The sequence below is a fragment of the Serpentinimonas barnesii genome, assembly GCF_000696225.1.
Classification (GTDB): Bacteria; Pseudomonadota; Gammaproteobacteria; order Burkholderiales; family Burkholderiaceae_C; genus Serpentinimonas; species Serpentinimonas barnesii.
Genome location: NZ_BAWN01000006.1, coordinates 109,448 through 135,576, shown reverse-complemented (window position 1 = coordinate 135,576; position 26,129 = coordinate 109,448). Strand labels below are relative to the sequence as shown.

Here is a 26,129-nt window from a genome sequence, read left to right as displayed (position 1 = left end):
TATGATTTCATGAAAATCAGCAACTCTAGCAATAGCATGAGCATATTCAAAGGGATGGGCTTGGGCTGGCTTTGATCGGCGTCAAGAGTTGACCGCGCTGGTGGTGTGCAATCAAGTTGTCGGCCGCCAGCAGCGCCATGCCCAAACGGGTGCCCCGGGTGGCGCTGGCGATGTGGGGCGTGAGCACCACGTTGCTCAGAGCCAGCAGTTCGGGCCGCACCTGCGGTTCGCCCTCGAACACATCGAGGCCAGCGGCGGCGATCTGGCCGCTTTGCAGCGCCTGCGCCAGCGCCAGCTCATCGACGATGCCGCCACGCGCCAAGTTGACCAAGGTGGCGCTGGGTTTCATCTGCGCCAGCTCGGCCGCACCAACAATGTGGTGGTTGGCCGGCGTGTAGGGCAACACCAGCAGCAGGTGGTCGGCTTGGCGCAGCAGCTCGGCTTTGCTCACGTAGCGGGCGGCGCAGGCGCGCTCGGTGGCGGCATCGAGCGGGCTGCGGTTGTGGTAGATCACCTGCATGGAAAAACCATGCGCGGCGCGGCGCGCAATGGCCTGCCCGATGCGCCCCATGCCCAAAATGCCGAGCGTGCTGTGGTGCACCTCGGCCCCCAAGAGCATGTCGGCGGCCCACTTGTGCCAGCGCCCGGCGCGCAGGTAGCGCTCGCCCTCGGTGATGCGCCGCGCCGTGGCCAGCAGCAGCGCCAGGCCGAAGTCGGCCGTGCTTTCGGTCAGCACGTCGGGGGTGTTGCTGGCTTGCACGCCGTGGCGCGCCAGCGCGTCAAGGTCGAGGTTGTTGTAGCCGACCGCCATGTTGGCGACCACGCGCAGATCGGGGCAAGCGGCCAGCACGCTGGCGTCGATGCGGTCGCCCTGGGTGGCCAGCACGCCCCACTGGCCTTGCAGGCGCTCAATCAGCTCGGCGGGGCTCCAAACCACATCGTCCGGGTTGTCGCGCAGCTGGAAGTGCTCACCCAGGCGCTGCAGCACCTCGGGGAACAGGCGGCGTGTGATCAGCACGCCGGGCCGGGGCGCGCTCATTCGAGCCAGGTGGTGAACTCGGACACCGGCAGGCGCGGGGTGCGGAAGGTGTTGATGATGTCGCTTGGGTCGGCGTAGCCCAGCGCCACGCCACACACCAGCATTTCGTTCTCCCCTGCCCCCAGGTGCGGCAGCACGATGCTGGCGTAGCCGTTCCAGGCCGCTTGGGCGCAGGCGTCAAGCCCGTGCGCGCGCGCCGCCAGCGTGAGGTTTTGCAAAAACATGCCGGTGTCGAGCAAGGAGCCGCCGCCCATGGCCTTGTCGATGGTCACGAACAGGCCCACGGGCGCATCAAAGAAGCGGTAGTTGCGCTGCCACTGGGCGTGCATGCGGTCTTTGTCGGCCTTGCCGATGCCCAGCAGGGTGTAGAGGCTGAGTCCGTTTTCGCGCCGGCGCTCGATGTAGGGGCTGATCCACTGCTTGGGGTAGTAGTCGTAGGACTCGCGGTACTGCTCGGCCAGCGCTGGGTTGGCGCGCACGGCGTCGTGGGCGGCGCAGACTTTTTGCACCAGCGCGTCGCGGCTGGCCCCTTGCACCACATAGACCTTCCACGGCTGGGTGTTGGTGCCCGAAGGGGCGCGGCTGGCCAGCGCCAGCAGGCGCTCCAGCAGCGGGCGCGGCACCGGCGTGGGCAAAAAAGCGCGCACCGACTGGCGGCTCTCGATCGCTGCCTCGACGCTGGCGGGGTCGTTCACGGTGGGGCGCACGGTGGCGGTGGATGCAGGGGTTGGTGTCATGCGGGGGGCTCCGTGGGTCTGCGGGTTGAATTGACGGGTGCGTCAATTATGGCGGGTACTTGAGCCGCCTTCAAAGGCCGCCCTCAAAGCAAGCCGGTCAGCACCGCCTGCAAATCGGCCGGCAGCGGCACCGGCCGGCGCGAGGCCCGGTCCACATAGACGTGCACAAAGTGCCCGGCGGCCGCACACCGATCCGAGCCGCGCGCAAACAGGCCGACCTGGTAGCGCACGCTGGAGCGCCCCAGATGCGCCACTCGCAAACCGGCCTCTACGGCCTCGGGGAAGGCCAGCGGGGCAAAGTAGTTGCACTGGGTTTCGATCACCAGCCCGATCACCGCCCCGGCGTGGATGTCGAGCACCCCGCGCTCGATCAGGTAGCCGTTGACCGCCGTGTCGAACCAGCTGTAATAGACCACGTTGTTGGCGTGACCATAGATGTCGTTGTCCATCCAGCGCGTCTGGATCGGGACGAAGTGGCGGAATTCGGTGCGCGCCAGCGGGGCGGGCCGGGTCGGGGTGGTGGTGGCATCAGCCATGGTAGCCGCCCTCTTGCGCCATGCTCTCGAAGCGCGTGAGCACGTTGAGGAAGGTGAGCTTGACGGTGCCAGTGGGGCCGTTGCGCTGTTTACCAATGATGATTTCGGCCACGCCGGGCTCCTTGCAGGCGTCTTTGGTGTAGTACTCGTCGCGGTAGATGAACATGATGATGTCGGCGTCTTGCTCGATGGCGCCGGACTCGCGCAAGTCGCTCATCATGGGGCGCTTGTCGGTGCGCGTCTCGACCGAGCGGTTGAGCTGCGAGAGCGCAATCACCGGACATTGCAGCTCTTTGGCCAGCATTTTGAGGCCGCGCGAGATTTCGCCCAGCTCGGTGGCGCGGTTTTCGTCGCCCGAAGAGCTGCCGCTCATCAGTTGCAAGTAGTCCACCACGATCAGCCCCAGCTTGCCGCACTGGCGCGCCAGCCGGCGTGCGTTGGCGCGCAGCTCGGAGGGCGTCAGACCTGCCGTCTCATCGATGTGCAAGGACACCTGGCGCAGCTTCTCGATCGCTTCGGTCAGGCGCGGCCACTCCTCGTCGGTGAGCTTGCCGGTGCGCAGCCGCCCCTGGTGGATGCGCCCGATCGAGCCGACGATGCGCACCGCCAACTGCGCCGCCCCCATCTCCATCGAAAACACCGCCACCGGCAGCCCCTCGTGCAGGGCCACGTGTTCGGCGATGTTGATGGCCAGGGCGGTTTTGCCCATCGAGGGCCTTGCAGCCAGCACCACCAGATCGCCCGCCTGCAAGCCCGAGGTCATGCGGTCAAGGTCGATGAAGCCGGTCGGCACGCCGGTGATGTCGTTCGGGTTGTCGGCCATTTCCTGCACCCGGTCCAGCAGGTTGACCACCAGCGTATCGAGCGACTGAAAACCCTGCTTGAGGCGCGAGCCTTCTTCACCGATGTGAAAAATCTTTTGCTCGGCCTCGTCCAGAATGGTGGCTACCGGCCGCCCCTTGGGGTTGAAGGCGCTGCTGGCGATGTCGTCGCTGGCGCCGATGAGTTTGCGCAAAATCGCGCGCTCGCGCACGATTTCGGCGTAGCGGCGGATGTTGCCGGCGCTGGGCACGTACTGCGCCAGCGAGTTGAGGTAGGCCAGACCCCCCACCTCATCCGAGCGCCCCTGGCTGCTCAGGTGCTCGAACACGGTGATCACATCGGCCGGCTTGCCGGCGTTGACCAAGGTCGCAATGGCCGCATAGATGAGCTGGTGCTCGCGCCGGTAGCAGTCGGATTCGCCGATTAGGTCGGCCACCCGGTCCCAGGCGCCGTTGTCGAGCAGCAAGCCCCCCAGCACACTGGACTCGGCCTCGATCGAGTGTGGCGGCACGCGCAGTTGCGCCACTTGGGCGTCCGGGAAAGCCCCCGGCGGCAGATCATCAAGAGCAAACACGGCTGACATGGATTTCCTTTCAGGCCGGCGATCTTAACCAGTGCGCCGCTTGCCTGCGCCGCAGCGCTGGGCCCGCAGCAATGCACCCGCATGGCGTTGCTTGCGTGCAACCCATCGAAGCACTATCGATTCCAGTCGGTCTTGCTGGCGGCGAGCAATGCACCCCAGTCATCGGGAGGACGGCCAGACTTGAGCATTTTCTGGAACACCACGTAAGGGTCGGTTTTGGCACCTGATGAGCGCAAGGTGTGCTCGTCATTGACCCAAGCGAAGATGATAATCCGGGCCTTGGTGTCAAAGCGGAAGAACAAACGAAAGCGGCGGCCGATCTTGGCTCGTCGCCAGTGGCGAAACGCAGGCCCCATGGTGTTGCCTTGCCGGTACTCGTCTCGGCTCGGATCGCTTGGGACGGCCTCCAGGATCAAAGTCGCCAAAGCGTCAAACAGTTTGACGTTGGCGTTGGACTCGAAACCCTCTGGGTCTTGCGCCTTGGCACGCGACGCGGCTGCATCCAGTTTCCGTAGCTGCTCGATCAGGCAATCGTGAAAGAGCAGATTCCATCCATGACGCTCAATCACAGCGCCACGTCGCCTTGGATGTCTTCGTTCAGATCGACCTGCTTGCCTAGCCTGGCGAGCATGGAGCGCGCCAGCTCGTCGGGCAGCGCTGTGATGTGCAGCCCGGACTGTATGTCTTTTTCCAGCAGGGCGAGAAAGCTGCCGATGGCCGGATCTTCGTGATCTTCATCGGTCACGCGGGTGACGATGACGCGGCCACCCTTCAAATCAAAGGCCACCTTACCACCCGCATCCACGCCCAGCGCCTGTCGGATGGGTTTGGGCAGGGTGATCTGCCCCTTCGATGTGAGGGTGGCGACTTCGTGAATGGCGGGCATGGCGGCCTCCTGTGAATCTGGACCGGCTTCGATGGTAAGGAATAATCCTTACTCTGTCAAGGTGCATCCACACCCCTCAGGTCAAGCCCGTATCCACCTCGCGCCGCGCCAGCGCCAAATAGGCTTTGCTCTGCATTTCGTTTAGGCGCGAGACGGTGCGCGGGAATTCGTGCGCCAGCGGGCCTTCGGTGTAGAGCTGCTCGGGCGGCACGGCGGCCGAGACGATGAGCTTGACGCGCCGGTCGTACAGCACATCGACCAGCCAAGTGAAGCGGCGCGCCTGCGCGGCCATGTTCACCGGCAGGTGCGGCACGTTGCTCAGCAGCACGGTGTGGAACTGGGTGGCGAGTTCGAGGTAGTCGTTTTGCGAGCGCGGTCCGCCGCAGAGGGTGCGAAAATCGAACCATACCACGCCGCCGGCGCGGCGAATGGCGCGGATTTCGCGTGCCTCGATCTGCAACTGCGGCGCCTCGTCGTGGGCTTCGGCCAAGCGCTCAAAGGCCGATTCCATCTGCGCCTCGGCCTCGGGCCCGAGCGGGCACAGGTAGAGCGGCAACTGCTCCAGCGTGCGCTGGCGGTAGTCGATGCCGTGATCGACGTTGAGCACATCCATGCTTTGCTTGAGCCCCTCGATGGCGGGCAGAATGCGGTCGCGGTGCAGGCCGTCGGGGTAGAGGCCGTCGGGGTGGAAGTTGCTGGTGGTGACGATGCCGATGCCGTATTTGCGCATGGCGTCGAGCACGCGGTGCAAGATCATGGCGTCGGTCACATCGGCCACGTGGAATTCGTCGAAGCACACCAGCCGATAGCGCACGGCCATGCGACGGCCCATTTCGTCCAGCGGATTCACGGTGCCTTGCAGCTCGGCCAACTGGCGGTGCACCTCGCGCATGAATTCGTGAAAATGCAGCCGCGTCTTGCGCCGCAAGGGCACCGCGTTGTAAAAGCAGTCCATCAAAAAGCTCTTGCCGCGCCCCACGCCGCCGTACAAATACACCCCGCGCGGGATGGGCAAGCGGTTGATGAACTTTTTCAGGGCGTTGGAGCGGCGCTGCTTGAAGTGCGTCCACTCGGCGGCACAGCGCTCCAGCGCCTCGACGGCGCGCAGTTGCGCCGGGTCGCTCTGGTAGCCGCGTGCGCGCAGTTCGGCTTCATAGAGTGCGCGCACAGGCCCGTAGCCCGACTCGGGCAAAGGAATCTGCTCGGGCATGGCGGGCCGCGCTGCGCTGGGCTTAGAAGTTGAGCGCGCGCTTATCGACCGCCAGCGCCGCTTCTTTGGTGGCTTCGCTCAGGCTCGGGTGGGCGTGGCAGATGCGCGCAATGTCTTCGGCGCTGGCCTTGAATTCCATTGCCAGCACGGCCTCGGCGATCAGCTCGCTGGCCATGGGCCCGACGATGTGTACGCCCAAGATTTGATCGGTGGCGGCATCGGCCAGCATTTTCACCATGCCAGTGGTGTCGCCCAGCGCGCGCGCGCGGCCATTGGCCAGGAAGGGAAAGGTGCCCACGCGGTAGGCCACGCCGTCGGCCTTGAGCTGCTGCTCGGTGCGCCCGACCCAGGCGATTTCGGGGCTGGTGTAGATCACCCAGGGAATGGTGTCAAAGTTCACGTGCCCGTGCTGGCCGGCGATGCGCTCGGCCACCGCCACGCCCTCTTCCTCGGCCTTGTGCGCCAGCATGGGGCCGCGCACCACGTCGCCCACGGCCCACACGCCGGGCAGGTTGCTGCGGCAGTCGGCATCGACCACAATGGCCCCGCGCTCGTCGAGTTGCAGCCCAACCGCTTGCGCGTTGAGCCCGTTCGTATTCGGCACCCGGCCAATGGAGACGATGAGCTTGTCGGCCTCCAGCGTCTGCGGCTCGCCTTTGGCGTTGGTGTAGGCAATCGAGACGCCTTTTTTGAGCGCCTTGATCTCACCCACCTGCACCCCGAGCTCGATTTTCAGGCCCTGCTTGTCAAACGCCTTTTTGGCCTCGCGGGCAATTTGCTCATCGACCGCACCCAAGAACACCGGCAACCCTTCGAGCACGGTCACATCGGCCCCGAGGCGGCGCCAGACCGAGCCGAGTTCGAGCCCGATCACGCCCGAGCCGATTACCGCGAGCCGCTTGGGCACTGCGCCCAGGCGCAAGCCGCCGTCGTTGGAGAGCACGTTGACCTCGTCGAAAGGCACCCCCGGCAGGGCGCGCGCGCTGGAGCCGGTGGCCACGATCACTTGCTTGGCGGCCAAGGTTTGCGGCTCTGCACCCGCTGCACCCGCTGCACCCGCCGCCACGGCGATCTCGTAGCCGCCCTCGAAGGCGCGCACAAAGCTGCCCCGGCCGTGGAAAAACGCCACCTTGTTCTTTTTGAACAGGTACAAAATGCCGTCGTTGTTTTGCTTGACCACCGTGTTTTTGCGGCCCAGCATTTGGCCCACGTCGATCTTGACCGCGCCGGTGCTGATGCCGTGCTCGGCAAAGTGCAGCCGTGCGTGCTCGAAGTGCTCGGACGATTGCAGCAGCGCCTTGGAGGGGATGCAGCCCACGTTGGTGCAGGTGCCGCCTGGGGCCGGGCCGCCGTCGGCGTTGCTCCATTCGTCTATGCACGCCACCTTGAAGCCAAGTTGGGCGGCGCGGATGGCCGCCACGTAGCCGCCGGGGCCGGCACCGATGACGATCACGTCAAATGTTTGCTGTGTCATGGTAGGGCGCTTTCGGCTCAGAGGTTGAACAGCAGGCGCGATGGGTCTTCGAGCGCTTCTTTCATGGCCACCAGGCTCAATACGGCTTCGCGGCCGTCGATGATGCGGTGGTCGTAGCTCAGCGCCAGGTAGTTGATCGGGCGGATCACGATCTGGCCGTTTTCCACCACAGCGCGGTCTTTGGTGGCGTGCACGCCCAAAATGGCCGACTGCGGCGGGTTGATGATCGGGGTCGAGAGCATGGAGCCGAAGGTGCCACCGTTGGAGATGGAGAAGGTGCCGCCGCTCATTTCCTCGATGCCGAGCTTGCCGGCTTGGGCTTTTTGGCCAAATTCGGCGATCTTTTTCTCGATCTCGGCAAAACCGAGCTGGTCGGCGTTGCGGATGATGGGCACCACCAGGCCACGCGGCGAGCCGACCGCGATGCCGATGTCGAAATAGCCGTGGTAGACGATGTCGTTGCCATCGACCGAGGCGTTGACGACCGGGAATTTTTTCAGCGCATGCACCGCCGCCTTGACGAAGAAGCTCATGAAGCCGAGCTTGACGCCGTGCTCTTTCTCGAAGCGCTCCTGGAAGCGCTTGCGCATTTCCATCACCGGTGCCATATTGACCTCGTTGAAGGTGGTCAGGATGGCGTTGCTGGCTTGCGATTGCAGCAGCCGCTCGGCCACGCGGGCGCGCAATCGGCTCATGGGCACGCGCTGCTCGGGGCGCTGGCCGAGGTCGAGGCTGGGCGCGGCCACTTGCGGCAGGGCTTGGGTGGGCACGCCGGTGGGGATGGCGGTGGCTGCGGCTGGCGCTTTGGCCGGGGCAGCGGCACCGGCGGCCACGGCGGCCAGCACATCGCCCTTGAGCACGCGGCCGTCTTTGCCCGTGCCGCTCACGCTGCCAGCAGCCAGCTGGTGCTCGGCCAGCAATTTGGCAGCGGCGGGCATGGCCACCTGGGCTTTGGAGGCGCTGGCGGCAGGGGCCGCTGCGGCGGCAGCGCTGGCTAGGCTGGTGGCGGCGATGGGGGCTGCGGCAGCCACTTTGCCCTCGGTGTCGATGCGCGCGATGAGCTGCTCGGCCAAAACGGTGGCGCCGTCGGCCACGACGATCTCGGCCAAGACCCCGGCAACCGGCGCCGGGACTTCGAGCACCACCTTGTCGGTCTCGACTTCGATCAGGATCTGGTCGGCGGCCACCGCCTCACCCACTTTTTTCTTCCACTGCAACAGGGTGGCTTCGGCCACGGATTCCGACAACTGCGGGACTTTGACTTCTACGAGTGCCATGATGATTGCTATCCTTGAATGCGTATGAGCTGGGCCTGAATTGCGTAATTTCAGGGTTTATTTGCTTAGGATGAAACCCTTGAGCTTGCCAAAAGCGGCTTCGATCAGGGATTTTTGCTGATCCTGGTGCAAGTGCGCGTAGCCCACCGCCGGCGAAGCGGAAGCGGCGCGGCCGGCATAGCCCAGGCGCTGGCCATCGAGCATGTTGTCGTGGATGTTGTGCTGCACAAAGAACCAAGCCCCCTGGTTTTGTGGCTCATCTTGGCACCAGACGATCTCGGTCGCGTTCGGGTAGCGCTTGAGCTCGGTTGCAAAAGCCTTGTGTGGGAAGGGGTAGAGCTGCTCGACGCGGATGATGGCCACATCGTGCGCGCCCTTTTCTTCGCGCTTTTTCACCAGGTCGTAGTAGACCTTGCCCGAGCAGGCCACCACGCGCTTGACGGCGCTGGCGTTTTTTGCCACCTCGGCGCTGTGCTCGGGGATCACGGTCTGGAAGCCGCCCTTGGTGAACTCGCTCAGGGGCGAGGTGGCGTCTTTGTTGCGCAGCAGGCTCTTGGGGGTGAAGATCACCAGCGGCTTGCGCAACGAGCGCACCATTTGGCGCCGCAGCACGTGGAAAATTTGGCTGGCCGTGGTGGGTTGCACCAGTTGCATATTGGTGTCGGCCGCCAGTTGCAAAAAGCGCTCCACGCGTGCCGAGCTGTGCTCCGGGCCTTGGCCTTCGTAGCCGTGCGGCAGCATCAGGGTGATGCCGTTGACGCGGCCCCACTTCACCTCGCCCGAAGCAATGAACTGGTCGATCACCACCTGGGCGCCGTTGACAAAGTCGCCAAACTGCGCTTCCCAGATTACCAGCGTGTTGGGGTCGTTGGAGGCGTAGCCGTATTCGAAGCCCAGCACCGCTTCTTCAGACAGGATGGAGTCGATGACCACGAACGGGGCCTGGTTGTCGGCCACGTTTTGCAGCGGGATGTAGGTGCCTACGTCCCACTTCTCGCGGTTTTGGTCGTGGATCACGGCATGCCGGTGCGTGAAGGTGCCACGGCCGCAGTCTTCGCCCGACAGGCGCACCGCATAGCCACTGGCCACCAGCGACGCGAAGGCCATGTGCTCGCCCATGCCCCAATCGACGTTGAGCTCGCCGCGCCCCATCTCGGCCCGGTCGGCATAGACTTTTTTGACCAGTTGATGCGGGGTCACGCTGGCAGGCAGGGTGGTGATGCGCTCGGCCAGCCGCTTCCACTCGGACAGCGGAATGGCGGTGTCGGCCGCATCGCTCCACTTTTTGCCTAGGAACGGGGCCCAGTCCACGGCAAACTTGCTCTTGAAGTTGGTCAGCACCGGGTCCACCGTGTGCCGGCCTTCGTCGAGGGCGGCCCGGTAGGCCTTGATCATGTCGTCGCCCAAGGTTTCGCCCAAGCCTTGCGCCGCCAGCTTGTCGGCGTAGAGCTTGCGCGTGCCGGGGTGTTGGGCGATTTTCTTGTACATCAGCGGCTGGGTGAGGGCCGGGGTGTCTTGCTCGTTGTGGCCGAGCTTGCGAAAGCAGACGATGTCGATCACCACATCCTTGGAGAAGGTCATGCGGTATTCGATTGCCAGTTGCGCCGCCAGTGCCACGGCTTCCGGGTCGTCGCCGTTGACGTGCAGCACCGGCGCTTCGATCATCTTGACGATGTCGGTGCAGTACAGGGTCGAGCGGGCGTCGCGCGGGTCGGAGGTGGTGAAACCAATCTGGTTGTTGATGACGATGTGCACCGTGCCGCCGGTGGAGTAGCCGCGCGTTTGCGCCAGCGCCAGCGTTTCTTGCACCACGCCCTGGCCGGCGATGGCGGCGTCGCCGTGCACCAGAATGGGCAGCACCTGCTGGCCCTTGGTGTCGCCGCGGCGGTCCATGCGCGCGCGCACCGAGCCCTCGACCACCGGGTTGACGATTTCCAGGTGCGAGGGGTTGAAAGCCAGGCTCAAATGCACCGGGCCGCCGGGGGTGGAGACGTCGGAGCTAAAGCCTTGGTGGTACTTCACGTCGCCCGCGGGCAGGTCTTCGGGGGCGGTGTGGTCGAATTCGGCAAACAAATCTTTGGGCATTTTGCCCAAGGTGTTGACCAGCACATTGAGGCGGCCGCGGTGCGCCATGCCGATCACGATCTCTTGCACGCCCTTGGCCCCGGCCTGCTGGATGACCCGGTCGATGGCCACGATGAAGCTCTCGCCGCCTTCGAGCGAGAAGCGTTTTTGGCCCACGTATTTGGTGTGCAGGAAGCGCTCAAGGCCTTCGGCAGCGGTGAGCCGGTCGAGGATGTGTTTTTTCTCGTCGGCGCTGAAATTGGGCTTGCTGCGGATGCCCTCGAGCCGCTCTTGCCACCAGCGCTTTTGCGTCTGGTCGGTGAGGTACATGAACTCGGCTCCGATGGAGCCGCAGTAGGTTTCGCGCAGCGCGTTGAGCAGCTCGCGCAGCGGCATGGTCTCGCGCCGGAAAAAGGTGTTGTTGGTGCTAAAAACCGTTTCCTGGTCGGCGTCGGTGAAGCCGTAGAAGGCCGGATCGAGGTCGGGGATGGCTTCGCGCTCGGCGCGTTTGAGCGGATCGAGGTCGGCCCAGCGCTGGCCCACATTGCGGTAGGCGGCAATAAGCTGCTGCGAGAACACCTGCTTGCGCGCCAGTTCTGGGCTGGCGCCGGAGGCCACCACCACCTGCGTCACACCCTGCTTGGCGCGCTCGGCAAAAGCGTTGATGACGGGCAAGTGTGGCACGTCGCGCGCATCGGTGCCATCAAGTGCGGGCACGTGCTGGAGGGCGTCGAAGTAGCCGCGCCACGAGTCGGGCACCGAGGTCGGGTCGGCGAGGTAGTTTTCGTACATCTCCTCGACATAGGGCGCGTTGCCGCCGAACAGGTACGAATTGCCTTGATAGGCTTGGTAGACGCCAGAGGTCTGATTCATGAGATCGCTCGCCTTCGGTTTCCCTGCAGGAAACACAAGTGGGTTGAAAACCTTCCGCGACACGGCTGCACCGATTGGCGGATGCGACACGGGCCAAAATGGCCTGTGCAGCCTCCTATTGTGCCACCGTTAGCGGGCTTTAGGGAAAAATTTGTGCTTGTCTCCTGGATCTTGGGGTGCTGCCGGACACCGTCCCTCAGGGGGCTTGGTGTCGCCCTGAATGAGCGCAATAACAGCCAGTCAACCTAATTTTGGGGTGCAGTGTCGGACGATTGCTTGACAGGAAGCTGACCGCTGGTGCCCACGTTGACACTGCCCACCCCCACCGAAACCCCCACGCCCACGCCCACCCGCCCGTCGCTGCCCACACCCACCCCCACCGAGGCGCCGCGCCCCAGGGGCACCGACACCCCGAGGTTGACGCTGGCGCAAGCCGTCAACAGCAGCGCGCTCACAAGCAAGGTCAAGGCCCGCAGCGCAGCGGGAAAGCGCGAAACCGTAAAACCGTTCATGTAAACCCCGTGAAGTGCGAAATGGGCATAGTTTGGCAGCCGCAGCGGTTTTTGACTAGGCCGGGTTTTACCTCAAGCCAGCGCCGCAATCACCTCCGGCGGCGCCTGCACCAGCTCGATCAGCACGCCTTCGCCGGAAAATGGGAACTCGGCACTGGCCTTGGGGTGCATGAAGCAGATGTCGAAGCCGGCCGCGCCTTTGCGGATGCCACCGGGGGCAAAACGCACGCCCTGCGCCGTGAGCCACTCGACGGCGCGCGGCAAATCGTCCACCCACAGCCCGATGTGGTTGAGCGGCGTGGTGTGCACCGCCGGTTTGGCCTGCGCGTCGATGGGCTGCATCAGATCGACTTCCACCGCGTGCACCCCGCGGCCGATGGTGCAGATGTCTTCCTCGACGTTTTCGCGCTCGCTGCGAAAGTGGCCCGTGACCGGCAGGCCCAGCAGCTGCACCCACAGGGTGTGCAGGCGCTGCTTGTCGGGCGCGCCGATGGCGATTTGCTGCACGCCCAGCACCTTGAAGGGGCGGCCCTCCTCGGGGGGCAGCGGTGCAGCGTGGGGGCTCAGGTCCGGCGCCGGGCCGCCCCAAGCCGGATCAGCCCCCTCGGGGGGCAGCGAACCGCGCAGCGGTGTAGCGTGGGGGTTCATTTCTCGAACTCCACGATCGGCTGGTCCACCACCAGGCTCTCGCCCTTGGCCGCCAGCACCTTGGCCACCACGCCGTCGGCGGCGGCAAACAGCACGTTTTCCATTTTCATGGCCTCGATCACCGCCACCCGCTCGCCCGCCTGCACCTTCTGGCCCGGCTGCACCGCCACGTCCACCAGCAGCCCCGGCATGGGCGAGAGCACGAAGCGGCTCATGTCGGGCGGCTGCTTGAAGGGCATGATCCGGTGCAGCTCGGCCATGCGCGGCGACACCACCATCGCCTGCAGCCGGGTGCCGTTGTGCTGCAACACCAGCGCCAGCGGGTTGTTCGACGCGCCGCGCTCAATCTGCGCCGTGAAAGGCTGGCGGTTGCATTGGCCGCTGACGACAATGTCGTTCAAGCGCGAAGGCGAGTGGATCTGGTAGTGCCGCGCGCCCACGTGCACCGAGGCGTAGCCGGTTTCACCCACAAACTCGTCCACGTGCACCGGGGTGTAGCGGTGCGCGCCATCGGCCGCCAGGCTGATGACCACGTAATCTTGCCCCACCTTCACGCCATAGCCCGGCAACTGGCCCGAAATGCCGGTCGCGCGCTCGCGGCTCTTGCGGCGCACGAAGGCGGCCAGAGCGATCAGAAAATCCGGGTCGGGGTGCGGCACATCCTCGGCGCGAAAACCCTGGGCGTAGTGCTGCGCGATGAAGCCGGTGTTGAACTGCCCCGAGACGAAATCCGGGTGCGCCAGCAGGGCCGACTGGAACGGGATGTTGCTGTTGATGCCGCGTATCACAAAGCCATTGAGCGCCTCGCGCATGCGCGCAATCGCGTCGGCGCGGTCGCGGCCGTGCACGATCAGCTTGGCGATCATCGAGTCGTAATACATCGGGATTTCGCCGCCCTCGAACACCCCAGTGTCAACGCGCACGCCGCCAAAGGCTGCTGGCTCTTGCCCGGCTGCAGGCTCAGAGCCCGCGCGATTTTGGGGCTGTGCGGGCCCCGCCGCAAACAGCGTCTGCTCGGGCGGGTTAAAGCGCACCAGCCGCCCGGTCGAGGGCAGGAAGTTGCGAAACGGGTCTTCGGCGTTGATGCGGCACTCAATCGCCCAGCCCTGGCGCTGCACCTGCGCTTGCGTCAGGGGCAGCGGCTCGCCCGCGGCGACGCGGATCATCAGCTCCACCAGATCGAGCCCAGTGATGCACTCCGTCACCGGGTGCTCCACCTGCAAGCGGGTGTTCATTTCGAGGAAATAAAAATCCTGCTCCTTGCCCACCACAAACTCCACCGTGCCCGCGCTCTGGTACTGCACCGCCTGCGCCAGCGCCACCGCCTGCTCGCCCATGGCGCGCCGCGTGGCCTCGCTGATAAAGGGCGAAGGCGCCTCCTCGATCACCTTTTGGTGCCGGCGCTGGATCGAGCATTCGCGCTCGCCCAGGTAGATCACGTGGCCGTGCGCATCGCCCAGCACCTGGATTTCGATGTGGCGCGGCTCTTGCACAAATTTTTCGATGAAGATGCGGTCGTCGCCAAAGCTGTTGCGCGCCTCGTTTTGGCAGGCCACAAAGCCTTCCAGCGCCTCTTGGTCGGAGTAGGCCACGCGCAGCCCCTTGCCGCCGCCACCGGCGCTGGCCTTGATCATGACGGGATAGCCAATGCCGCGCGCGATCTGCACCGCCTGCTGCGGGCTTTCGATCACGTCGTTGTAACCGGGGATGGTGCTCACGCCCGCCGCCTGCGCCAGCTTTTTGGAGGCGATCTTGTCGCCCATGGCGGCGATGTTGTGCGCCTTGGGGCCGATGAACACAATGCCCTCGGCCTCGCAGCGGCGCGCAAAGTCTTCGTTTTCGCTCAAAAAGCCGTAGCCGGGGTGTATGGCCTGCGCCCCCGTGGCCTTGGCGGCGGCGATGAGCTTGTCGGCCACCAGATACGATTCCCGGCTCGGGGCCGGGCCCAACAACACCGCCTCGTCGGCCAGCTTGACGTGGCGCGCCTCGCGGTCGGCCTCGGAATACACCGCCACCGTGGCAATGCCCATTTTGCGCGCCGTCGCGATGACGCGGCAGGCGATTTCACCTCGATTGGCGATCAATATCTTGTTAAACATGGTTGACACCTCTTGCGTACAAATTGTTATCTTGATAGCATTGGCTTATGCCAAGCACTCCAAGCCTCCACCCCAAGCAGGTGCTGCTGCGCCTGCCCGATGAGCTCGCCGTCCGGCTGGCGCGGGCGGTTGCACCACGGCAGCGCAACCGGTTTTTGGTCGATCTGGTGCGCCAGGCGCTGGACCGGGAGGAGGCGCAACTGCTGGCGGCCTGCGCATACATGAACCAGATGGAGGCCACGCACCCCGTTTTGGCGCGTGAGGGCGAGGAATGGGTGCGCAGCGGGCTCACGCCAGCGGTCGAACTGGCAGACCCCGACTTTGATCGGGCCACCTTTGAGCGCGAGTTTTGCGCCGCCCAGGCCGAACTCGACACGCCAGCGGCCCCGCCCCAAGCCCAGCGGTGACGCAGGCCGACGCGCTCGAACGCGGCACGGTGTACTGGGTTGAGCTCGATCCGGTGCGCGGCAGCGAAATCGCCAAAACCCGGCCCTGCGTGCTGCTGTCGCTGGGCAGCATCAACCGCAGCCGGCGCACCGTCGTTGTCGTGCCCCTGACTTCCACCCCCGAGGCAGCGCGCTTTCCCTTGCTGGTCGCAGTGCCCTCGGCGGGCAGCAATTCCAAGGCGCGCATCGAACACATCCGCTGTGTGGACAAAAGCCGCTTGCAGCGCCGCATCGGGCACTTGAGCCCCAACGATCTGGACGCCATCGGGCGCGCGCTGCTGCGCGTGCTGGGCATGGGTTAGATCGGAAAACATCGTCTCACAGCGGAATATTGCCGTGCTTGCGCCACGGGTTGTCGATTTTTTTGTCTTTGAGCATGACCAGCGAGCGGCACAGGCGCTGGCGCGTTTCGTGCGGCAGGATCACGTCGTCGATATAGCCGCGCTCGGCCGCCACGAAGGGGTTGGCAAAGCGGCGCTTGTATTCGGCTTCGCGCTCGGCCAGCTTGGCGGGGTCTTTCTTTTCTTCGCGAAAGATGATCTCCACCGCGCCCTTGGCCCCCATGACGGCGATCTCGGCGTTGGGCCAGGCCAGGTTCACGTCGCCGCGCAGGTGCTTGGAGGCCATCACGTCGTAGGCACCGCCGTAGGCCTTGCGCGTGATCACGGTGATTTTGGGCACCGTGGCTTCGGCGTAGGCGTAGAGCAGCTTGGCCCCGTGTTTGATGATGCCGCCGTATTCTTGCGAGGTGCCGGGCATGAAGCCGGGCACATCGACAAAGGTGATGACCGGGATGTTGAAGGCGTCGCAAAAACGCACGAAGCGCGCCGCCTTGATGCTGCTTTTGATGTCCAGGCAGCCTGCCAGCACCAGCGGCTGGTTGGCCACAATGCCCACCGTCTGGCCATCGAGGCGGGCAAAGCCTACCAGGATGTTTTTGGCGTAGTCGGGCTGCAACTCGAAAAAGTCGCCGTCGTCCACCGTTTTGACGATCAGTTCCTTCATGTCGTAGGCTTTGTTGGGGTTGTCGGGCACCAGCGTGTCGAGGCTGCGCTCGACGCGCCCGATCGGGTCGCCGCTGGGGCGCCGGGGCGCTTTTTCGCGGTTGTTGAGCGGCAGGTAGTTGTAGAGGCGGCGCAGCATCAGCAGCGCCTGCACGTCGTCGTTGCAAGCCAGATCGGCCACCCCGCTGCGCGAGGTGTGGGTCACGGCACCGCCCAGCTCCTCGGCCGTCACTTCCTCGTGCGTGACGGTTTTCACCACCTCGGGGCCGGTGACGAACATATAGCTCGAATCCTTGACCATCACAATGAAGTCGGTCATGGCCGGCGAATAGACCGCGCCGCCCGCGCACGGCCCCATGATCAGGCTGATCTGCGGAATCACGCCACTGGCCATGACGTTGCGCTGAAACACCTCGGCGTAGCCACCCAGCGAGGCCACGCCCTCCTGGATGCGCGCCCCGCCCGAATCGTTGAGGCCGATCACCGGCGCCCCCACCTTCATGGCCTGGTCCATCACCTTGCAGATTTTTTCGGCGTGCGCCTCGCTCAGGGCCCCGCCAAAAACGGTGAAATCCTGGCTGAAAACGAACACAAGGCGGCCGTTGATCATGCCGTAGCCGGTCACCACGCCATCGCCGGGCGTGCGCTGCTCGGCCATGCCAAAGTCGGTGCAGCGGTGTTCGACGAACATATCCCACTCCTCGAAGGTGCCTTCGTCGAGCAGGATTTCGAGGCGTTCGCGCGCCGTCAGCTTGCCTTTGGCGTGTTGCGCGTCAATGCGCTTTTGCCCCCCACCCAGCCGGGCAGCGGCGCGCTTTTGTTCCAATTGGTCGAGGATTTCTTGCATGGTGTGGTGCGATCAAATGGTGGGGGGTTATCAAAGGGTGGGGATGATCAAATCACCGTTCGCCCTGACTTGTCGAAGGGCTCAGCCAGAACGGTGTGGGAATCGTCAACGGTGTGGGATTCGTAGGCAGACAGCAGCCGACGCGCCGCCACCGAAGCGGCCAAGCTGCCGTCGGCCACGGCGCGGGTGGTGGGTTCGAGGATTTGCTGCACAGCGGGATTGCGGTGCAAGGCCTGCTGCAAGCCGGCCTGCACCCGCTCCCACATCCAGGCCAGCGCCTGCTGCTGGCGCCGCGCCGCCAAGCGCCCGTCGGCGCTTTGCAGGCGCCGAAACTCGCTCACAGCGGCCCAGAACGCCTCCAGCCCTAGGGCGCGCAGGGCGCTCAGCTCCAGCACCTGGGGGTGCCAGTGGCTGGGGGCTGCGTGGGCGTCCTCGTGCGCCGCGCGCTCGTTCCAGCCCAGCAGGCGCAGAGCGGCCGAGATCTGCGCCCGGGCGCGGGTTGCGGCGGCGGGGTCGAGGTCGGCTTTGTTGATCAGCACCAGGTCGGCGCGCTCCATCACGCCGCGCTTGATGGCTTGCAGCTCGTCGCCCGCGTTGGGCAGTTGCAGCAGGCAAAACAGGTCGGTCATGTCGGCCACGGCGATCTCGCTCTGGCCCACGCCCACGGTTTCGACGATCACCACATCAAAGCCCGCCGCTTCGCACAGCAAGATGGTTTCGCGCGTTTTCTCGGCCACCCCGCCCAAGGTGCCGCTGCTGGGGCTGGGGCGGATGTAGGCGCGCTCGTGGTTGCTCAGGCGCTCCATGCGGGTTTTGTCGCCCAAGATTGAGCCGCCCGAGATGCTGCTCGACGGGTCCACCGCCAGCACCGCCACGCGCTGCCCCAAGCCGATCAGGTGCAAGCCCAGCGCCTCGATGAAGGTGCTCTTGCCCACGCCCGGCACGCCGCTGATGCCCAGCCTAAACGCGCGCCCCGTGTGCGGCAGCAGGGCCGTGAGCAACTCGTCGGCCTGGGCGCGGTGATCGGCGCGGGTCGATTCCAGCAGCGTGATGGCCTTGGCCAGCGCGCGGCGCTGGGCCATGGGGGTGCCGTGCAAGATGGCGTCAATCAAGGCGCACCCTCCAAAGCAACGAGGTAACGCACCTTCTGGCCTTCAACAAGCAAGACCTCGATGCGCTGCAGTTCAGACACCACCGCCGCAATCTCGGCATCGTTCAGACGCTCCAAAAAAACAGCTTTCATCAAAGTGTTGCTTAGGGTTTTGAGCGTCGCAGGCCGATTCTTGGGTCGCTCGAGCAGCCATCTGTGCACGGCTTGCGCCCGTTCGGGCACGGTATTGGCCAGCGAGCGCTGCAACAACGGCACATCCGACAGCGCGCTCCACTTCTCGGCACGTTTGCACGGTTCATTAATGTGCGCCAGCAAGGGATCGTAGTCACGGTCTTTGGCGATGACATGAAAATAGGCGCCAGGCATTTGATTGCATAACCGCCCAAGATGAAAGGCAATGTGCATATCGAGCGCGTCTTTACCGGCCAAGGCAACACGCACATATTCGGCTTTGCTGCAGAGTTTTTGCATCGCATCAACCAAAGCAAACGGCAGCTTCGCTTGCTGGGGTCCAACGAAAACCAGTACTTTCACATCCTCCAAGGCCAAGGCTGGAAGCACGTCAGGCTGCACGTTTTCGTAGTCGATGAGAAAAACCTGGGTTTTCATGCGCCGGCCCAATTCTCCAGCTTCAAACCCTCGATGCGCTCGAACTCGCGTGTGTTGTGGGTAACCAGCGTGGCGTTTTCGGCCAGCGTTTGGGCGGCAATCAGCAAGTCCATATGCCCTATGGGCTGCCCACTCTGGCGCAAGGCATGAAAATGCCTGGCGTAGTGCCACATGGCGCTGTGCGTCCAGGGCAGCACCCGCATTTCCAGCAGCAGTTGCTCCAACCGGGCACGGTTGCGGACCTGCTGTGCGCTTTTTTCTACACCATAGGCCAACTCGGCCACCACCAGCGCGGGCAGCGCCACCCGCTGCCGGCCAGCCGCCGCCAACCGCTCCTGCACGCCGGGCACGCCGCGCTGCAAGTAGATCACCGTGTTGGTATCGAGCAGGTACAGGGAGTCCATCAGTCCAGGCTCTCGATGTCATCGACGGCGGGCCGACGGTCGCGCTCAATCGCTTCGGGCATGCCCTCGAACCCCGCCAGGAGCGACTGCACCCGCGCCGCCCACGCGGCGTCGTCCTCGTGCTTGGGCCGCAGGATCACGGCTGTACCAACTTTTTCAATCGTCACCTCGTCGGTGTCGAAGCGGAACGCCTTGGGCAGGCGCACCGCTTGGCTGCGCCCCGTGGTGAAAATCTTGGCGGTGTGGGCAGATGTGTTCATCGGGCGGCTCCTTGAAGGTAGCTACCCATGATAGCTACCGTTTTGGATTCCTGCAAGCCCAGCTTCAACGCAGCGCCTTCTTGATTTGCTCCAGCACGTCCTTGGCGCTGGCTGGGATTGGGGTGCCGGGGCCGTAGATGCCCTTGACGCCAGCCTGGTACAAAAATTCGTAGTCTTGGCGCGGGATCACGCCGCCGACGAAGACGATGATGTCATCCGCCCCTTGGCGCTTGAGCTCTTCGATGATGGCCGGCACCAGCGTCTTGTGGCCGGCCGCCAGCGTGCTGATGCCCACCGCATGCACATCGTTTTCTATCGCCTGGCGCGCGCATTCTTCGGGGGTCTGGAACAGCGGCCCGATATCCACATCAAAGCCCAAGTCGGCAAAGGCCGTGGCCACCACCTTGGCGCCGCGGTCGTGCCCGTCTTGGCCGAGCTTGGCAATCAGCACGCGCGGCTGCCGGCCTTGCGCCTGGGCAAAGTCGGCAATCTCCTGCTGCAAGGCGGCCCAGCCTTGGGCACTGTCGTAAGCGGCGGCATACACCCCAGTCACCTTTTGTGTGTCGGCGCGGTGGCGCCCATAAACCTGCTCCAGCGCGTCCGACACCTCACCCACCGTGGCGCGCAGGCGCATGGCGCGAATCGAGAGATCCAATAAATTGCCCTGCCCCGATTGTGCCGCCGCCGTGAGGTCGGCCAGCGCGGCCTGCACCGCCGCCGTGTCGCGCTGGGCGCGCAACGCGTGCAAGCGCGCCACCTGCTGCTCGCGCACCTTGTGGTTGTCCACCTCCAGCGTGTCGATCGCGTCTTCTTGTGCCAGCTTGTATTTGTTCACGCCCACGATCACATCGCGCCCGCTGTCGATGCGCGCCTGCTTTTCGGCCGCGCTGGCCTCGATTTTGAGCTTGGCCCAGCCCGAATCCACGGCGCGCGTCATGCCGCCCAAGGCATCGACTTCTTCGATCAGGGCCCAGGCCTGGTCCGCCATGTCTTGTGTCAGGCGCTCCATCAGGTAGCTGCCGGCCCACGGGTCCACCACATTCGTGATGTGGGTTTCTTCTTGGATGATAAGCTGGGTGTTGCGCGCAATGCGCGAGGAAAACTCGGTCGGCAGCGCGATTGCTTCATCAAACGAGTTGGTGTGCAGGCTCTGCGTGCCGCCAAACACCGCCGCCATGGCCTCGATTGTGGTGCGCACCACGTTGTTGTAGGGGTCTTGCTCGGTCAGGCTCCAGCCGCTGGTCTGGCTGTGCGTGCGCAGCATCAGGCTCTTGTCTTTCTTGGCCCCAAAGCCCTTCATGATGCGGCACCAGAGCAGGCGCGCGGCGCGCATCTTGGCGATTTCGAGGTAGAAGTTCATCCCCACCGCCCAGAAAAAGCTCAGGCGGCCCGCAAACTCGTCCACATCCATGCCCTTGGCCAAGGCGGTTTTTACGTACTCGCGGCCATCGGCGAGCGTAAAAGCCAATTCCAGCGCCTGGTTGGCACCAGCCTCTTGCAAGTGGTAGCCGCTGATGCTGATCGAGTTGAACTTGGGCATCTGCTGCGCCGTGTACTCGATGATGTCGCCGATGATGCGCATCGAGGGCTCGGGCGGGTAGATGTAGGTGTTGCGCACCATGAATTCTTTGAGGATGTCGTTCTGGATGGTGCCGCTCAAAGCCGCCTGCGCCACCCCCTGCTCCTCGGCCGCCACCACATAGCCGGCCAGCACCGGCAGCACGGCGCCGTTCATGGTCATGCTCACGCTCACGCGCCCGAGGTCGATGCCGTCGAACAAGATTTTCATGTCCTCCACGCTGTCGATCGCCACCCCGGCCTTGCCGACGTCGCCAAACACGCGCGGATGGTCCGAGTCGTAGCCGCGGTGCGTGGCCAGGTCGAAGGCCACCGAGACCCCCTGCCCGCCCGCCGCCAGCGCCTGGCGGTAAAAGGCGTTGGATTCCTCGGCGGTCGAAAAACCAGCGTACTGGCGGATGGTCCAAGGTCGCACCGCGTACATGGTGGCCTGCGGGCCGCGGATGAAGGGCTCGAAGCCGGGCAGCGTGTCGGTGTGGGGCAGGCCCTGCAGATCGGCCGCGGTGTAGAGCGGCTTGATCACGATGCCCTCGGGCGTGCGCCAATTCAGCGACTCGGGCGCCGCACCTTTGAGCGACTGGGCGGCCGCCGCGCGCCAGTCGGCCAGCGTGGCGGTTTTGAATTCGGGGGGCAAGGGCGTGCCAGACACGGAACCAGGCTCGGGACTCGACATGGGGAACCTCTCTCAAAGCCCCGCAGGGCGTACAAGCTGTGGCTGGATTCTAGCGCATTTATAATTATTGATTCAAAATTTTAGCCAGGCTACAATCTGCGGCTTGCACAACCCAGCACCCCAACCCTCAAGCGCCTCTATTTTGAGCACTCCTTCCGCCCACCTGCGCCCGCGCGCCCTCTACCAAGAGGTGGCCGAGCGCCTGCGCCTGCGCATTTTCAGCCGCGAGCTGGCGCCGGGCAGTTGGATCGACGAGCTCAAAATTGCCGAAGAACTCGGCATCAGCCGCACCCCGCTGCGCGAAGCGCTCAAGGTGCTGGCGGCCGAGGGGCTGGTGACCATGAAGCTGCGCCGCGGCGCCTACGTGACCGAGGTCTCGGAGCAAGACCTGCGCGAGGTCTATGAACTGCTGGCGCTGCTGGAGGCCGACGCCGCCGCCGCCGCCTGCCGCCACGCCAGCGGCGAGCAAATGCAGCAACTGCAAGACTTGCACCAGCAGCTTGAAGACGCGGCGCAAGAAGTGGAAAAGCCCAGCACCGAACCCCGCACCGACACCCGTCCAAGCTCGCCCGAGCGCTTCCTGGCTGCCAACGAGGCCTTTCACCTGCAGTTGCTGCACCTAGCGGGCAATCGCTGGCGCATGCAGGTGGTGGCCGATCTGCGCAAGGTTATGAAGCTCAACCGCCACGGCTCGCTGCTGCGCCAAGGTCGCTTGCAGCAATCGCTGCAGGAGCACCGCGCCCTCATGGCGGCGCTGCAAGCGCGCGATGCCGAACAAGCGCGGCAACAGATGGCCGCGCACTTTGCCCAAGGCCTTCGAGCAGCCATCTGATTTCTATAATAAAATCGGTTCAATAGCCATAGAAAGACAGAAATGTCTAGGCAAAGAACCCCGACTTGAACGCCTCTGCCCCCAGCCAACTCGAGCTCGAATACCAAGCCATTTTGCAAAATGCTTGGGTCGGCATTCTGCTCACGCGCCGGCGCGTGGTCGAGCATTGCAACCCGCGCGCAGCCGAGCTTTTTGGCTGGCAGCAGGGCGAACTGATTGGCCAACCGGCCTCGGTGCTGTACTTTTCCGACTCCGATTACGCCGACATGGGGCAGCAGGCCTCGCATCTGCTGGCCGCAGGCCAATTGTTCGAGCAAGAGCGCCTGATGCGCCGGCGCGATGGCAGCGCCGTGCATTGCCACCTGCGCGCCAAAGCCATCAACCCAGATAACAGCGCCGACGGCACGATTTGGATTCTTGAAGACATCGGGGAGCGCAAGCGCTCTGAATCGCACTTGCGCCGTCTGCTGATACAGCAACAGGCCATACTCGAAAACGCCAGCGTGGGCATTTTGTTTACCTGCAACGGCCTGATCGAGCACTGCAACCCGCGCTTTGAAGAACTGCTGGGCTACGCCCCGGGTGAATTGCTGGGCAACAGCGCCGAGGTCTTTTTCAGCTCCGCCGACGACTACCAGCGCTTCGGCTTGGCCATCGGAGCCCGTCTGGCCGCCGGCGAGCGCATCGACATCGAGTGGCGCAACCGCCGCCGCGATGGCTCCTTGGTGTGGTTTCGACACCTGGCGCGCGCGCTGCCGCAGGCCGGCGAAGAAAAAATCACGATCTGGATCAGCGACGACATCAGCCAGCGCAAGGCGGTAGAGCTGGAGTTGGCCAGTGCCCACGCCGAGCTGGAGCGGCGCGTGACCGAACGCACCGAGGCCTTGCAGCGCGCCAACCAGCGCTTCGATGCCATGTTTCGCTGCGCCCCGCTGGCCATTTATACCCGCGACCGGCAAAACCAGGTGCTGAGCTGGAACCCGGCGGCCGAGGCCATGTTCGGCTGGCGGGCCGACGAAATCATGGGCCAGACACTGCCCATGGTGCCCGAGCACCTGCACGAGCAATGCCAGCAGCAGATCGATGCCGTGCTGGCTGGCCAGACCCTGTTGCAGTTTGAAACCGAACGCCATCGCCGCGACGGCAGCCGCTTCGAAGTGAGCCTGACCGTGGCCCCGATGCCCGATGAGCAAGGCCAAGTGCATGAATTTTTGACCTTGGCAAGCGACATCACTGAACGCCGATTGGCTGAACAACAGATTGCGCACCTGGCCTACCACGACGCCCTGACCGGACTGCCCAACCGCCTGCTGCTGCAGGACCGGCTGCAGCAGGCACTGGCGCAAGCCGAGCGCGAGCAACAGCACCTCGCCCTGCTCTGCCTCGACCTCGACAATTTCAAGCAAATTAACGACACGCTCGGCCATGCCGCTGGCGATGTGCTGCTGCAGCAAGTCACCCAGCGCTTGCTCGGCTGTCTGCGCGACACCGACACCCTGAGCCGCCAAGGGGGCGACGAGTTCATCGCCCTTTTAAGCCACTTGGTTGACCAGCACGCCACCTTGGCGGTGCTGGGCAAAATCACGGCTTGCATGGAGGCCCCCTTTGTGCTCGACTCGCACGAGCTGGTGCTGAGTTTTTCGATCGGGGTGGCACTCTTTCCCAGCGACGGGCGCGACTTCGACACCCTGCTGCGCAAAGCCGATATGGCGATGTACCGGGCCAAAGAGTCGGGCCGCAACAGCCACCACTTTTTTAACGACGAAATGGGTCAGCAGGCTGGCGAGCACTTGCGGCTGCGCAGCGGCCTGCGCCGGGCGCTTGAGCAAGGCGAGCTGCAATTGCACTACCAGCCCCAGTTCGATCTGCGCACTGGCGCCCTGATAGGGGCCGAGGCGCTGCTGCGCTGGCTACACCCCGAGCAGGGGCTGATCGCGCCGGCGCGCTTCATCCCGATCGCAGAAGAAAGCGGCCTGATCGTGCCCATCGGCGCCTGGGTGATTGAAGAGGTCTGCCGCCAAGGCCGTGCTTGGCTCGATGCCGGCCATCCGCCGCTGCTGCTGGCTGTCAACCTTTCGGCGGTGCAGTTCAAGCGCGGCGACCTCGAGGCCACGCTGCGCCAGGCGCTGCAACGCAGCGGCTTGCCCGCGCACCTGCTGGAGCTGGAACTCACCGAATCGCTGCTGCTGCACAACACCCAAGCCATGCTCGACCTGGTGCGCCGGCTCAAGGGCATGGGGGTGAAGCTCGCGATTGACGATTTTGGCACCGGCTACTCCAGCCTGTCCTACCTCAAGCGCTTTGCGGTGGACAAGCTCAAGATCGACCAGTCTTTTGTGCGCGACCTGCTCACCGACCCAGACGACGCCGCCATCGTGCGCGCCATCATCCAAATGGCCGCCAGCCTGGGGCTGCGCACCGTCGCCGAAGGGGTGGAAACGGCGGCGGTGGCCGAACGCATTGCCGCTTTGGGCTGCGACGAAGCCCAGGGCCACCACTACGCACGCCCCATGCCGGCGGCGGCGTTCACCGATTTCTTGCAGCGCACTGCTAAAATCAATCCCAATTTCCTCTGAGACCCCACGGCCCCTTGGCTTGCGCAAGTCTCGTTACCATGGCGGCACCACCCTCTGCCCGTAGCTCAGCTGGATAGAGCAACGGCCTTCTAAGCCGTAGGTCACAGGTTCGACCCCTGTCGGGCAGGCCATAAAAACAACAGATTAGCGAACTTTTCTAATGTCGCTGATATAGATCAGTATCTGACAAACTGCATAGCGGCTGCGGGCATGACGAACATCCGCCTGCTTTCAACGCCCTCGAGGGCAAGCACCATCCAAGATCGGCTAATGCACCGCTGCAGTTTGGGGTGGCCATCAGGGCATGGTAAATGCTTATTCCGAAGGCAGTGCGACCAGTGGGTCAGCGCAGGCCACGCCCAGCGGCTGGAAGTGTTTGAGGTTGCAGGTGAGCAGCAGCAGGCCCGCGTGTTGCGCCAGCGCCGCAATGGCTACGTCGGCAAAGCCGGGGTGGCGGCCCTGCGCGATGGCCGCATCGGAAATTTGCCCCGCCAGCCGCGCCGCTTGCGCATCCAGCGGCAAGATGCGCTCGGTGTAGCTGGCCAATAAGCCGTCCAACCAGCGGTCAAGCCGGTCGGCACGCTCGACGCTACCGGCGCGGCGCAGCTTGCCGATGCCTTGCGCGATTTCGGCAATGGCTATGGCGGGCAGAAACAGGGCTTGGTGATGCGCTTGCAGCCAGTCGCTCAAGGGGGTGGCAAGCAAGGCCGCGCGTCCGGGTGCCAGCAAAGACAGCACGCTGGTATCCAGCAGATAACCCTTAGTCAAAATCAACCCCTCGCAGCGGGGTGGTGTCGCGCTCGGTCTCCAGCGCTTCCAGTGGCTCGGGCAGTGCCAACAGATAGTTGGCTAGGTTGGGCATTTCCAGCGGGTAGAGGCGCGCGCCATCGGCCACCGGCACGATCATGGCACAGGGCTGACCGTGGCGGCTGACCAAGGTGGGGCGGCCTTGTTCAGCCGCGGCCACCAGCGCAGAAAAGCTGGCTTTGGCTTGACGAATTTGCAATGTTTCCATGATGAATCTCTATG

Annotated in this window: 25 protein-coding genes and 1 tRNA gene; 5 read left to right on the top strand and 21 right to left on the bottom strand. The window is 64.4% G+C overall.

Annotated features, from left to right (window positions below; translation table 11 throughout):
* Nucleotides 1-46: 46 nt before the first annotated feature.
* The 13 genes from SRAH_RS02495 to SRAH_RS02435 all read right to left on the bottom strand — a co-directional run bounded on the left by SRAH_RS02495 (nucleotide 47) and on the right by SRAH_RS02435 (nucleotide 14,760).
* Entirely contained in the window at nucleotides 47-1,039 is a 993-nt protein-coding gene (locus tag SRAH_RS02495) for a 2-hydroxyacid dehydrogenase (RefSeq protein WP_029461776.1), read from the bottom strand.
* Entirely contained in the window at nucleotides 1,036-1,776 is a 741-nt protein-coding gene (locus SRAH_RS02490; protein ID WP_029461775.1) for a nitroreductase, read from the bottom strand. Before SRAH_RS02490 ends, SRAH_RS02495 begins: the two co-directional genes overlap by 4 nt.
* Before the next feature lie 83 nt (nucleotides 1,777-1,859).
* Nucleotides 1,860-2,312 carry an acyl-CoA thioesterase gene (locus SRAH_RS02485; RefSeq protein WP_029461774.1) on the bottom strand — a complete coding sequence of 151 codons (453 nt, stop codon included), beginning with the start codon at nucleotides 2,310-2,312 and terminating at the stop codon, nucleotides 1,860-1,862.
* Nucleotides 2,305-3,717 carry a replicative DNA helicase gene (gene dnaB, locus SRAH_RS02480; RefSeq protein WP_029461773.1) on the bottom strand — a complete coding sequence of 471 codons (1,413 nt, stop codon included), beginning with the start codon at nucleotides 3,715-3,717 and terminating at the stop codon, nucleotides 2,305-2,307. The genes SRAH_RS02485 and dnaB overlap by 8 nt, the downstream gene beginning before the upstream one ends.
* Nucleotides 3,718-3,830: 113 nt before the next feature.
* A complete protein-coding gene (locus SRAH_RS02475) occupies nucleotides 3,831-4,283 on the bottom strand; it encodes a type II toxin-antitoxin system YhaV family toxin (protein ID WP_029461772.1) in 453 nt (150 codons plus the stop codon).
* Nucleotides 4,283-4,603, bottom strand: a complete 321-nt coding sequence (locus tag SRAH_RS02470; protein ID WP_029461771.1) for a type II toxin-antitoxin system PrlF family antitoxin — start codon at nucleotides 4,601-4,603, stop codon at nucleotides 4,283-4,285. The genes SRAH_RS02475 and SRAH_RS02470 overlap by 1 nt, the downstream gene beginning before the upstream one ends.
* A 76-nt stretch (nucleotides 4,604-4,679) precedes the next feature.
* Entirely contained in the window at nucleotides 4,680-5,813 is a 1,134-nt protein-coding gene (gene zapE / locus SRAH_RS02465) for a cell division protein ZapE (RefSeq protein ID WP_045475862.1), read from the bottom strand.
* A gap of 22 nt (nucleotides 5,814-5,835) precedes the next feature.
* Nucleotides 5,836-7,287, bottom strand: a complete 1,452-nt coding sequence (gene lpdA, locus SRAH_RS02460; RefSeq protein WP_029461769.1) for a dihydrolipoyl dehydrogenase — start codon at nucleotides 7,285-7,287, stop codon at nucleotides 5,836-5,838.
* Between the two features lie 17 nt (nucleotides 7,288-7,304).
* Entirely contained in the window at nucleotides 7,305-8,564 is a 1,260-nt protein-coding gene (odhB, locus tag SRAH_RS02455; protein WP_029461768.1) for a 2-oxoglutarate dehydrogenase complex dihydrolipoyllysine-residue succinyltransferase, read from the bottom strand.
* Nucleotides 8,565-8,621: 57 nt separating this feature from the next.
* Entirely contained in the window at nucleotides 8,622-11,501 is a 2,880-nt protein-coding gene (locus tag SRAH_RS02450) for a 2-oxoglutarate dehydrogenase E1 component (RefSeq protein ID WP_029461767.1), read from the bottom strand.
* A gap of 245 nt (nucleotides 11,502-11,746) precedes the next feature.
* Nucleotides 11,747-12,013 (bottom strand): hypothetical protein, encoded by a 267-nt coding sequence (locus SRAH_RS12765; protein ID WP_029461766.1) that lies wholly within the window; start codon nucleotides 12,011-12,013, stop codon nucleotides 11,747-11,749.
* Between the two features lie 72 nt (nucleotides 12,014-12,085).
* The gene (locus SRAH_RS02440; RefSeq protein ID WP_082210025.1) at nucleotides 12,086-12,661 is read right to left on the bottom strand and encodes a VOC family protein; all 576 of its coding nucleotides are present in this window, start codon (nucleotides 12,659-12,661) and stop codon (nucleotides 12,086-12,088) included.
* The gene (locus SRAH_RS02435; protein WP_029461764.1) at nucleotides 12,658-14,760 is read right to left on the bottom strand and encodes an acetyl-CoA carboxylase biotin carboxylase subunit; all 2,103 of its coding nucleotides are present in this window, start codon (nucleotides 14,758-14,760) and stop codon (nucleotides 12,658-12,660) included. The genes SRAH_RS02440 and SRAH_RS02435 overlap by 4 nt, the downstream gene beginning before the upstream one ends.
* Before the next feature lie 47 nt (nucleotides 14,761-14,807).
* Between SRAH_RS02435 and SRAH_RS02430 the strand changes: the two genes are divergently transcribed.
* Together SRAH_RS02430 and SRAH_RS02425 are read left to right on the top strand one after the other, a co-directional pair.
* Entirely contained in the window at nucleotides 14,808-15,167 is a 360-nt protein-coding gene (locus tag SRAH_RS02430) for a hypothetical protein (protein ID WP_029461763.1), read from the top strand.
* Complete coding sequence (locus tag SRAH_RS02425) at nucleotides 15,164-15,508, top strand: type II toxin-antitoxin system PemK/MazF family toxin (protein ID WP_029461762.1); 345 nt, start codon at nucleotides 15,164-15,166, stop codon at nucleotides 15,506-15,508. Before SRAH_RS02430 ends, SRAH_RS02425 begins: the two co-directional genes overlap by 4 nt.
* A gap of 16 nt (nucleotides 15,509-15,524) precedes the next feature.
* Here the strand turns inward: SRAH_RS02425 and SRAH_RS02420 are convergent, their stop codons facing one another.
* The 6 genes from SRAH_RS02420 to scpA all read right to left on the bottom strand — a co-directional run bounded on the left by SRAH_RS02420 (nucleotide 15,525) and on the right by scpA (nucleotide 21,692).
* Nucleotides 15,525-17,057 carry an acyl-CoA carboxylase subunit beta gene (locus tag SRAH_RS02420; protein WP_029461761.1) on the bottom strand — a complete coding sequence of 511 codons (1,533 nt, stop codon included), beginning with the start codon at nucleotides 17,055-17,057 and terminating at the stop codon, nucleotides 15,525-15,527.
* A gap of 47 nt (nucleotides 17,058-17,104) precedes the next feature.
* Nucleotides 17,105-18,169: a methylmalonyl Co-A mutase-associated GTPase MeaB gene (gene meaB, locus SRAH_RS02415; protein WP_269799110.1), complete on the bottom strand. Its 1,065-nt coding sequence runs from the start codon at nucleotides 18,167-18,169 to the stop codon at nucleotides 17,105-17,107.
* Nucleotides 18,166-18,777: a PIN domain-containing protein gene (locus SRAH_RS02410; RefSeq protein WP_029461759.1), complete on the bottom strand. Its 612-nt coding sequence runs from the start codon at nucleotides 18,775-18,777 to the stop codon at nucleotides 18,166-18,168. The genes meaB and SRAH_RS02410 overlap by 4 nt, the downstream gene beginning before the upstream one ends.
* Nucleotides 18,774-19,181, bottom strand: coding sequence for a type II toxin-antitoxin system VapC family toxin (locus SRAH_RS02405; protein WP_029461758.1), 408 nt, complete (start codon nucleotides 19,179-19,181; stop codon nucleotides 18,774-18,776). Before SRAH_RS02405 ends, SRAH_RS02410 begins: the two co-directional genes overlap by 4 nt.
* Nucleotides 19,181-19,441 carry an antitoxin gene (locus SRAH_RS02400; RefSeq protein WP_029461757.1) on the bottom strand — a complete coding sequence of 87 codons (261 nt, stop codon included), beginning with the start codon at nucleotides 19,439-19,441 and terminating at the stop codon, nucleotides 19,181-19,183. The genes SRAH_RS02405 and SRAH_RS02400 overlap by 1 nt, the downstream gene beginning before the upstream one ends.
* Nucleotides 19,442-19,505: 64 nt before the next feature.
* A complete protein-coding gene (scpA, locus tag SRAH_RS02395) occupies nucleotides 19,506-21,692 on the bottom strand; it encodes a methylmalonyl-CoA mutase (RefSeq protein ID WP_029461756.1) in 2,187 nt (728 codons plus the stop codon).
* 142 nt (nucleotides 21,693-21,834) lie between these two features.
* Here scpA and SRAH_RS02390 point away from each other — a divergent pair, with 142 nt between their 5' ends.
* The 3 genes from SRAH_RS02390 to SRAH_RS02380 all read left to right on the top strand — a co-directional run bounded on the left by SRAH_RS02390 (nucleotide 21,835) and on the right by SRAH_RS02380 (nucleotide 25,231).
* Nucleotides 21,835-22,524: a GntR family transcriptional regulator gene (locus tag SRAH_RS02390; protein WP_029461755.1), complete on the top strand. Its 690-nt coding sequence runs from the start codon at nucleotides 21,835-21,837 to the stop codon at nucleotides 22,522-22,524.
* Between the two features lie 65 nt (nucleotides 22,525-22,589).
* Nucleotides 22,590-25,100 (top strand): sensor domain-containing protein, encoded by a 2,511-nt coding sequence (locus SRAH_RS02385; RefSeq protein WP_052369049.1) that lies wholly within the window; start codon nucleotides 22,590-22,592, stop codon nucleotides 25,098-25,100.
* A 54-nt stretch (nucleotides 25,101-25,154) separates the two neighbouring features.
* A tRNA-Arg gene (locus tag SRAH_RS02380) sits at nucleotides 25,155-25,231 on the top strand.
* A gap of 184 nt (nucleotides 25,232-25,415) precedes the next feature.
* On the opposite strand, the gene SRAH_RS02370 is transcribed toward SRAH_RS02380, so the two are convergent.
* Nucleotides 25,416-25,868 carry a PIN domain-containing protein gene (locus SRAH_RS02370; RefSeq protein WP_029461753.1) on the bottom strand — a complete coding sequence of 151 codons (453 nt, stop codon included), beginning with the start codon at nucleotides 25,866-25,868 and terminating at the stop codon, nucleotides 25,416-25,418.
* Nucleotides 25,861-26,115 carry a type II toxin-antitoxin system Phd/YefM family antitoxin gene (locus SRAH_RS02365; RefSeq protein WP_029461752.1) on the bottom strand — a complete coding sequence of 85 codons (255 nt, stop codon included), beginning with the start codon at nucleotides 26,113-26,115 and terminating at the stop codon, nucleotides 25,861-25,863. Before SRAH_RS02365 ends, SRAH_RS02370 begins: the two co-directional genes overlap by 8 nt.
* Nucleotides 26,116-26,129: the final 14 nt, after the last annotated feature.

Excerpts from the sequence above, each read along its gene's own strand:
- SRAH_RS02495 (WP_029461776.1), bottom strand. The coding sequence starts at position 1,039 with ATGAGCGCGCCCCGGCCCGGCGTGCTGATCACACGCCGCCTGTTCCCC.
- SRAH_RS02490 (WP_029461775.1), bottom strand. The coding sequence starts at position 1,776 with ATGACACCAACCCCTGCATCCACCGCCACCGTGCGCCCCACCGTGAAC.
- SRAH_RS02485 (WP_029461774.1), bottom strand. The coding sequence starts at position 2,312 with ATGGCTGATGCCACCACCACCCCGACCCGGCCCGCCCCGCTGGCGCGC.
- dnaB (WP_029461773.1), bottom strand. The coding sequence starts at position 3,717 with ATGTCAGCCGTGTTTGCTCTTGATGATCTGCCGCCGGGGGCTTTCCCG.
- SRAH_RS02470 (WP_029461771.1), bottom strand. The coding sequence starts at position 4,603 with ATGCCCGCCATTCACGAAGTCGCCACCCTCACATCGAAGGGGCAGATC.
- zapE (WP_045475862.1), bottom strand. The coding sequence starts at position 5,813 with ATGCCCGAGCAGATTCCTTTGCCCGAGTCGGGCTACGGGCCTGTGCGC.
- lpdA (WP_029461769.1), bottom strand. The coding sequence starts at position 7,287 with ATGACACAGCAAACATTTGACGTGATCGTCATCGGTGCCGGCCCCGGC.
- odhB (WP_029461768.1), bottom strand. The coding sequence starts at position 8,564 with ATGGCACTCGTAGAAGTCAAAGTCCCGCAGTTGTCGGAATCCGTGGCC.
- SRAH_RS02450 (WP_029461767.1), bottom strand. The coding sequence starts at position 11,501 with ATGAATCAGACCTCTGGCGTCTACCAAGCCTATCAAGGCAATTCGTAC.
- SRAH_RS12765 (WP_029461766.1), bottom strand. The coding sequence starts at position 12,013 with ATGAACGGTTTTACGGTTTCGCGCTTTCCCGCTGCGCTGCGGGCCTTG.
- SRAH_RS02440 (WP_082210025.1), bottom strand. The coding sequence starts at position 12,661 with ATGAACCCCCACGCTACACCGCTGCGCGGTTCGCTGCCCCCCGAGGGG.
- SRAH_RS02435 (WP_029461764.1), bottom strand. The coding sequence starts at position 14,760 with ATGTTTAACAAGATATTGATCGCCAATCGAGGTGAAATCGCCTGCCGC.
- SRAH_RS02430 (WP_029461763.1), top strand. The coding sequence starts at position 14,808 with ATGCCAAGCACTCCAAGCCTCCACCCCAAGCAGGTGCTGCTGCGCCTG.
- SRAH_RS02420 (WP_029461761.1), bottom strand. The coding sequence starts at position 17,057 with ATGCAAGAAATCCTCGACCAATTGGAACAAAAGCGCGCCGCTGCCCGG.
- SRAH_RS02410 (WP_029461759.1), bottom strand. The coding sequence starts at position 18,777 with ATGAAAACCCAGGTTTTTCTCATCGACTACGAAAACGTGCAGCCTGAC.
- SRAH_RS02405 (WP_029461758.1), bottom strand. The coding sequence starts at position 19,181 with ATGGACTCCCTGTACCTGCTCGATACCAACACGGTGATCTACTTGCAG.
- SRAH_RS02400 (WP_029461757.1), bottom strand. The coding sequence starts at position 19,441 with ATGAACACATCTGCCCACACCGCCAAGATTTTCACCACGGGGCGCAGC.
- scpA (WP_029461756.1), bottom strand. The coding sequence starts at position 21,692 with ATGTCGAGTCCCGAGCCTGGTTCCGTGTCTGGCACGCCCTTGCCCCCC.
- SRAH_RS02365 (WP_029461752.1), bottom strand. The coding sequence starts at position 26,115 with ATGGAAACATTGCAAATTCGTCAAGCCAAAGCCAGCTTTTCTGCGCTG.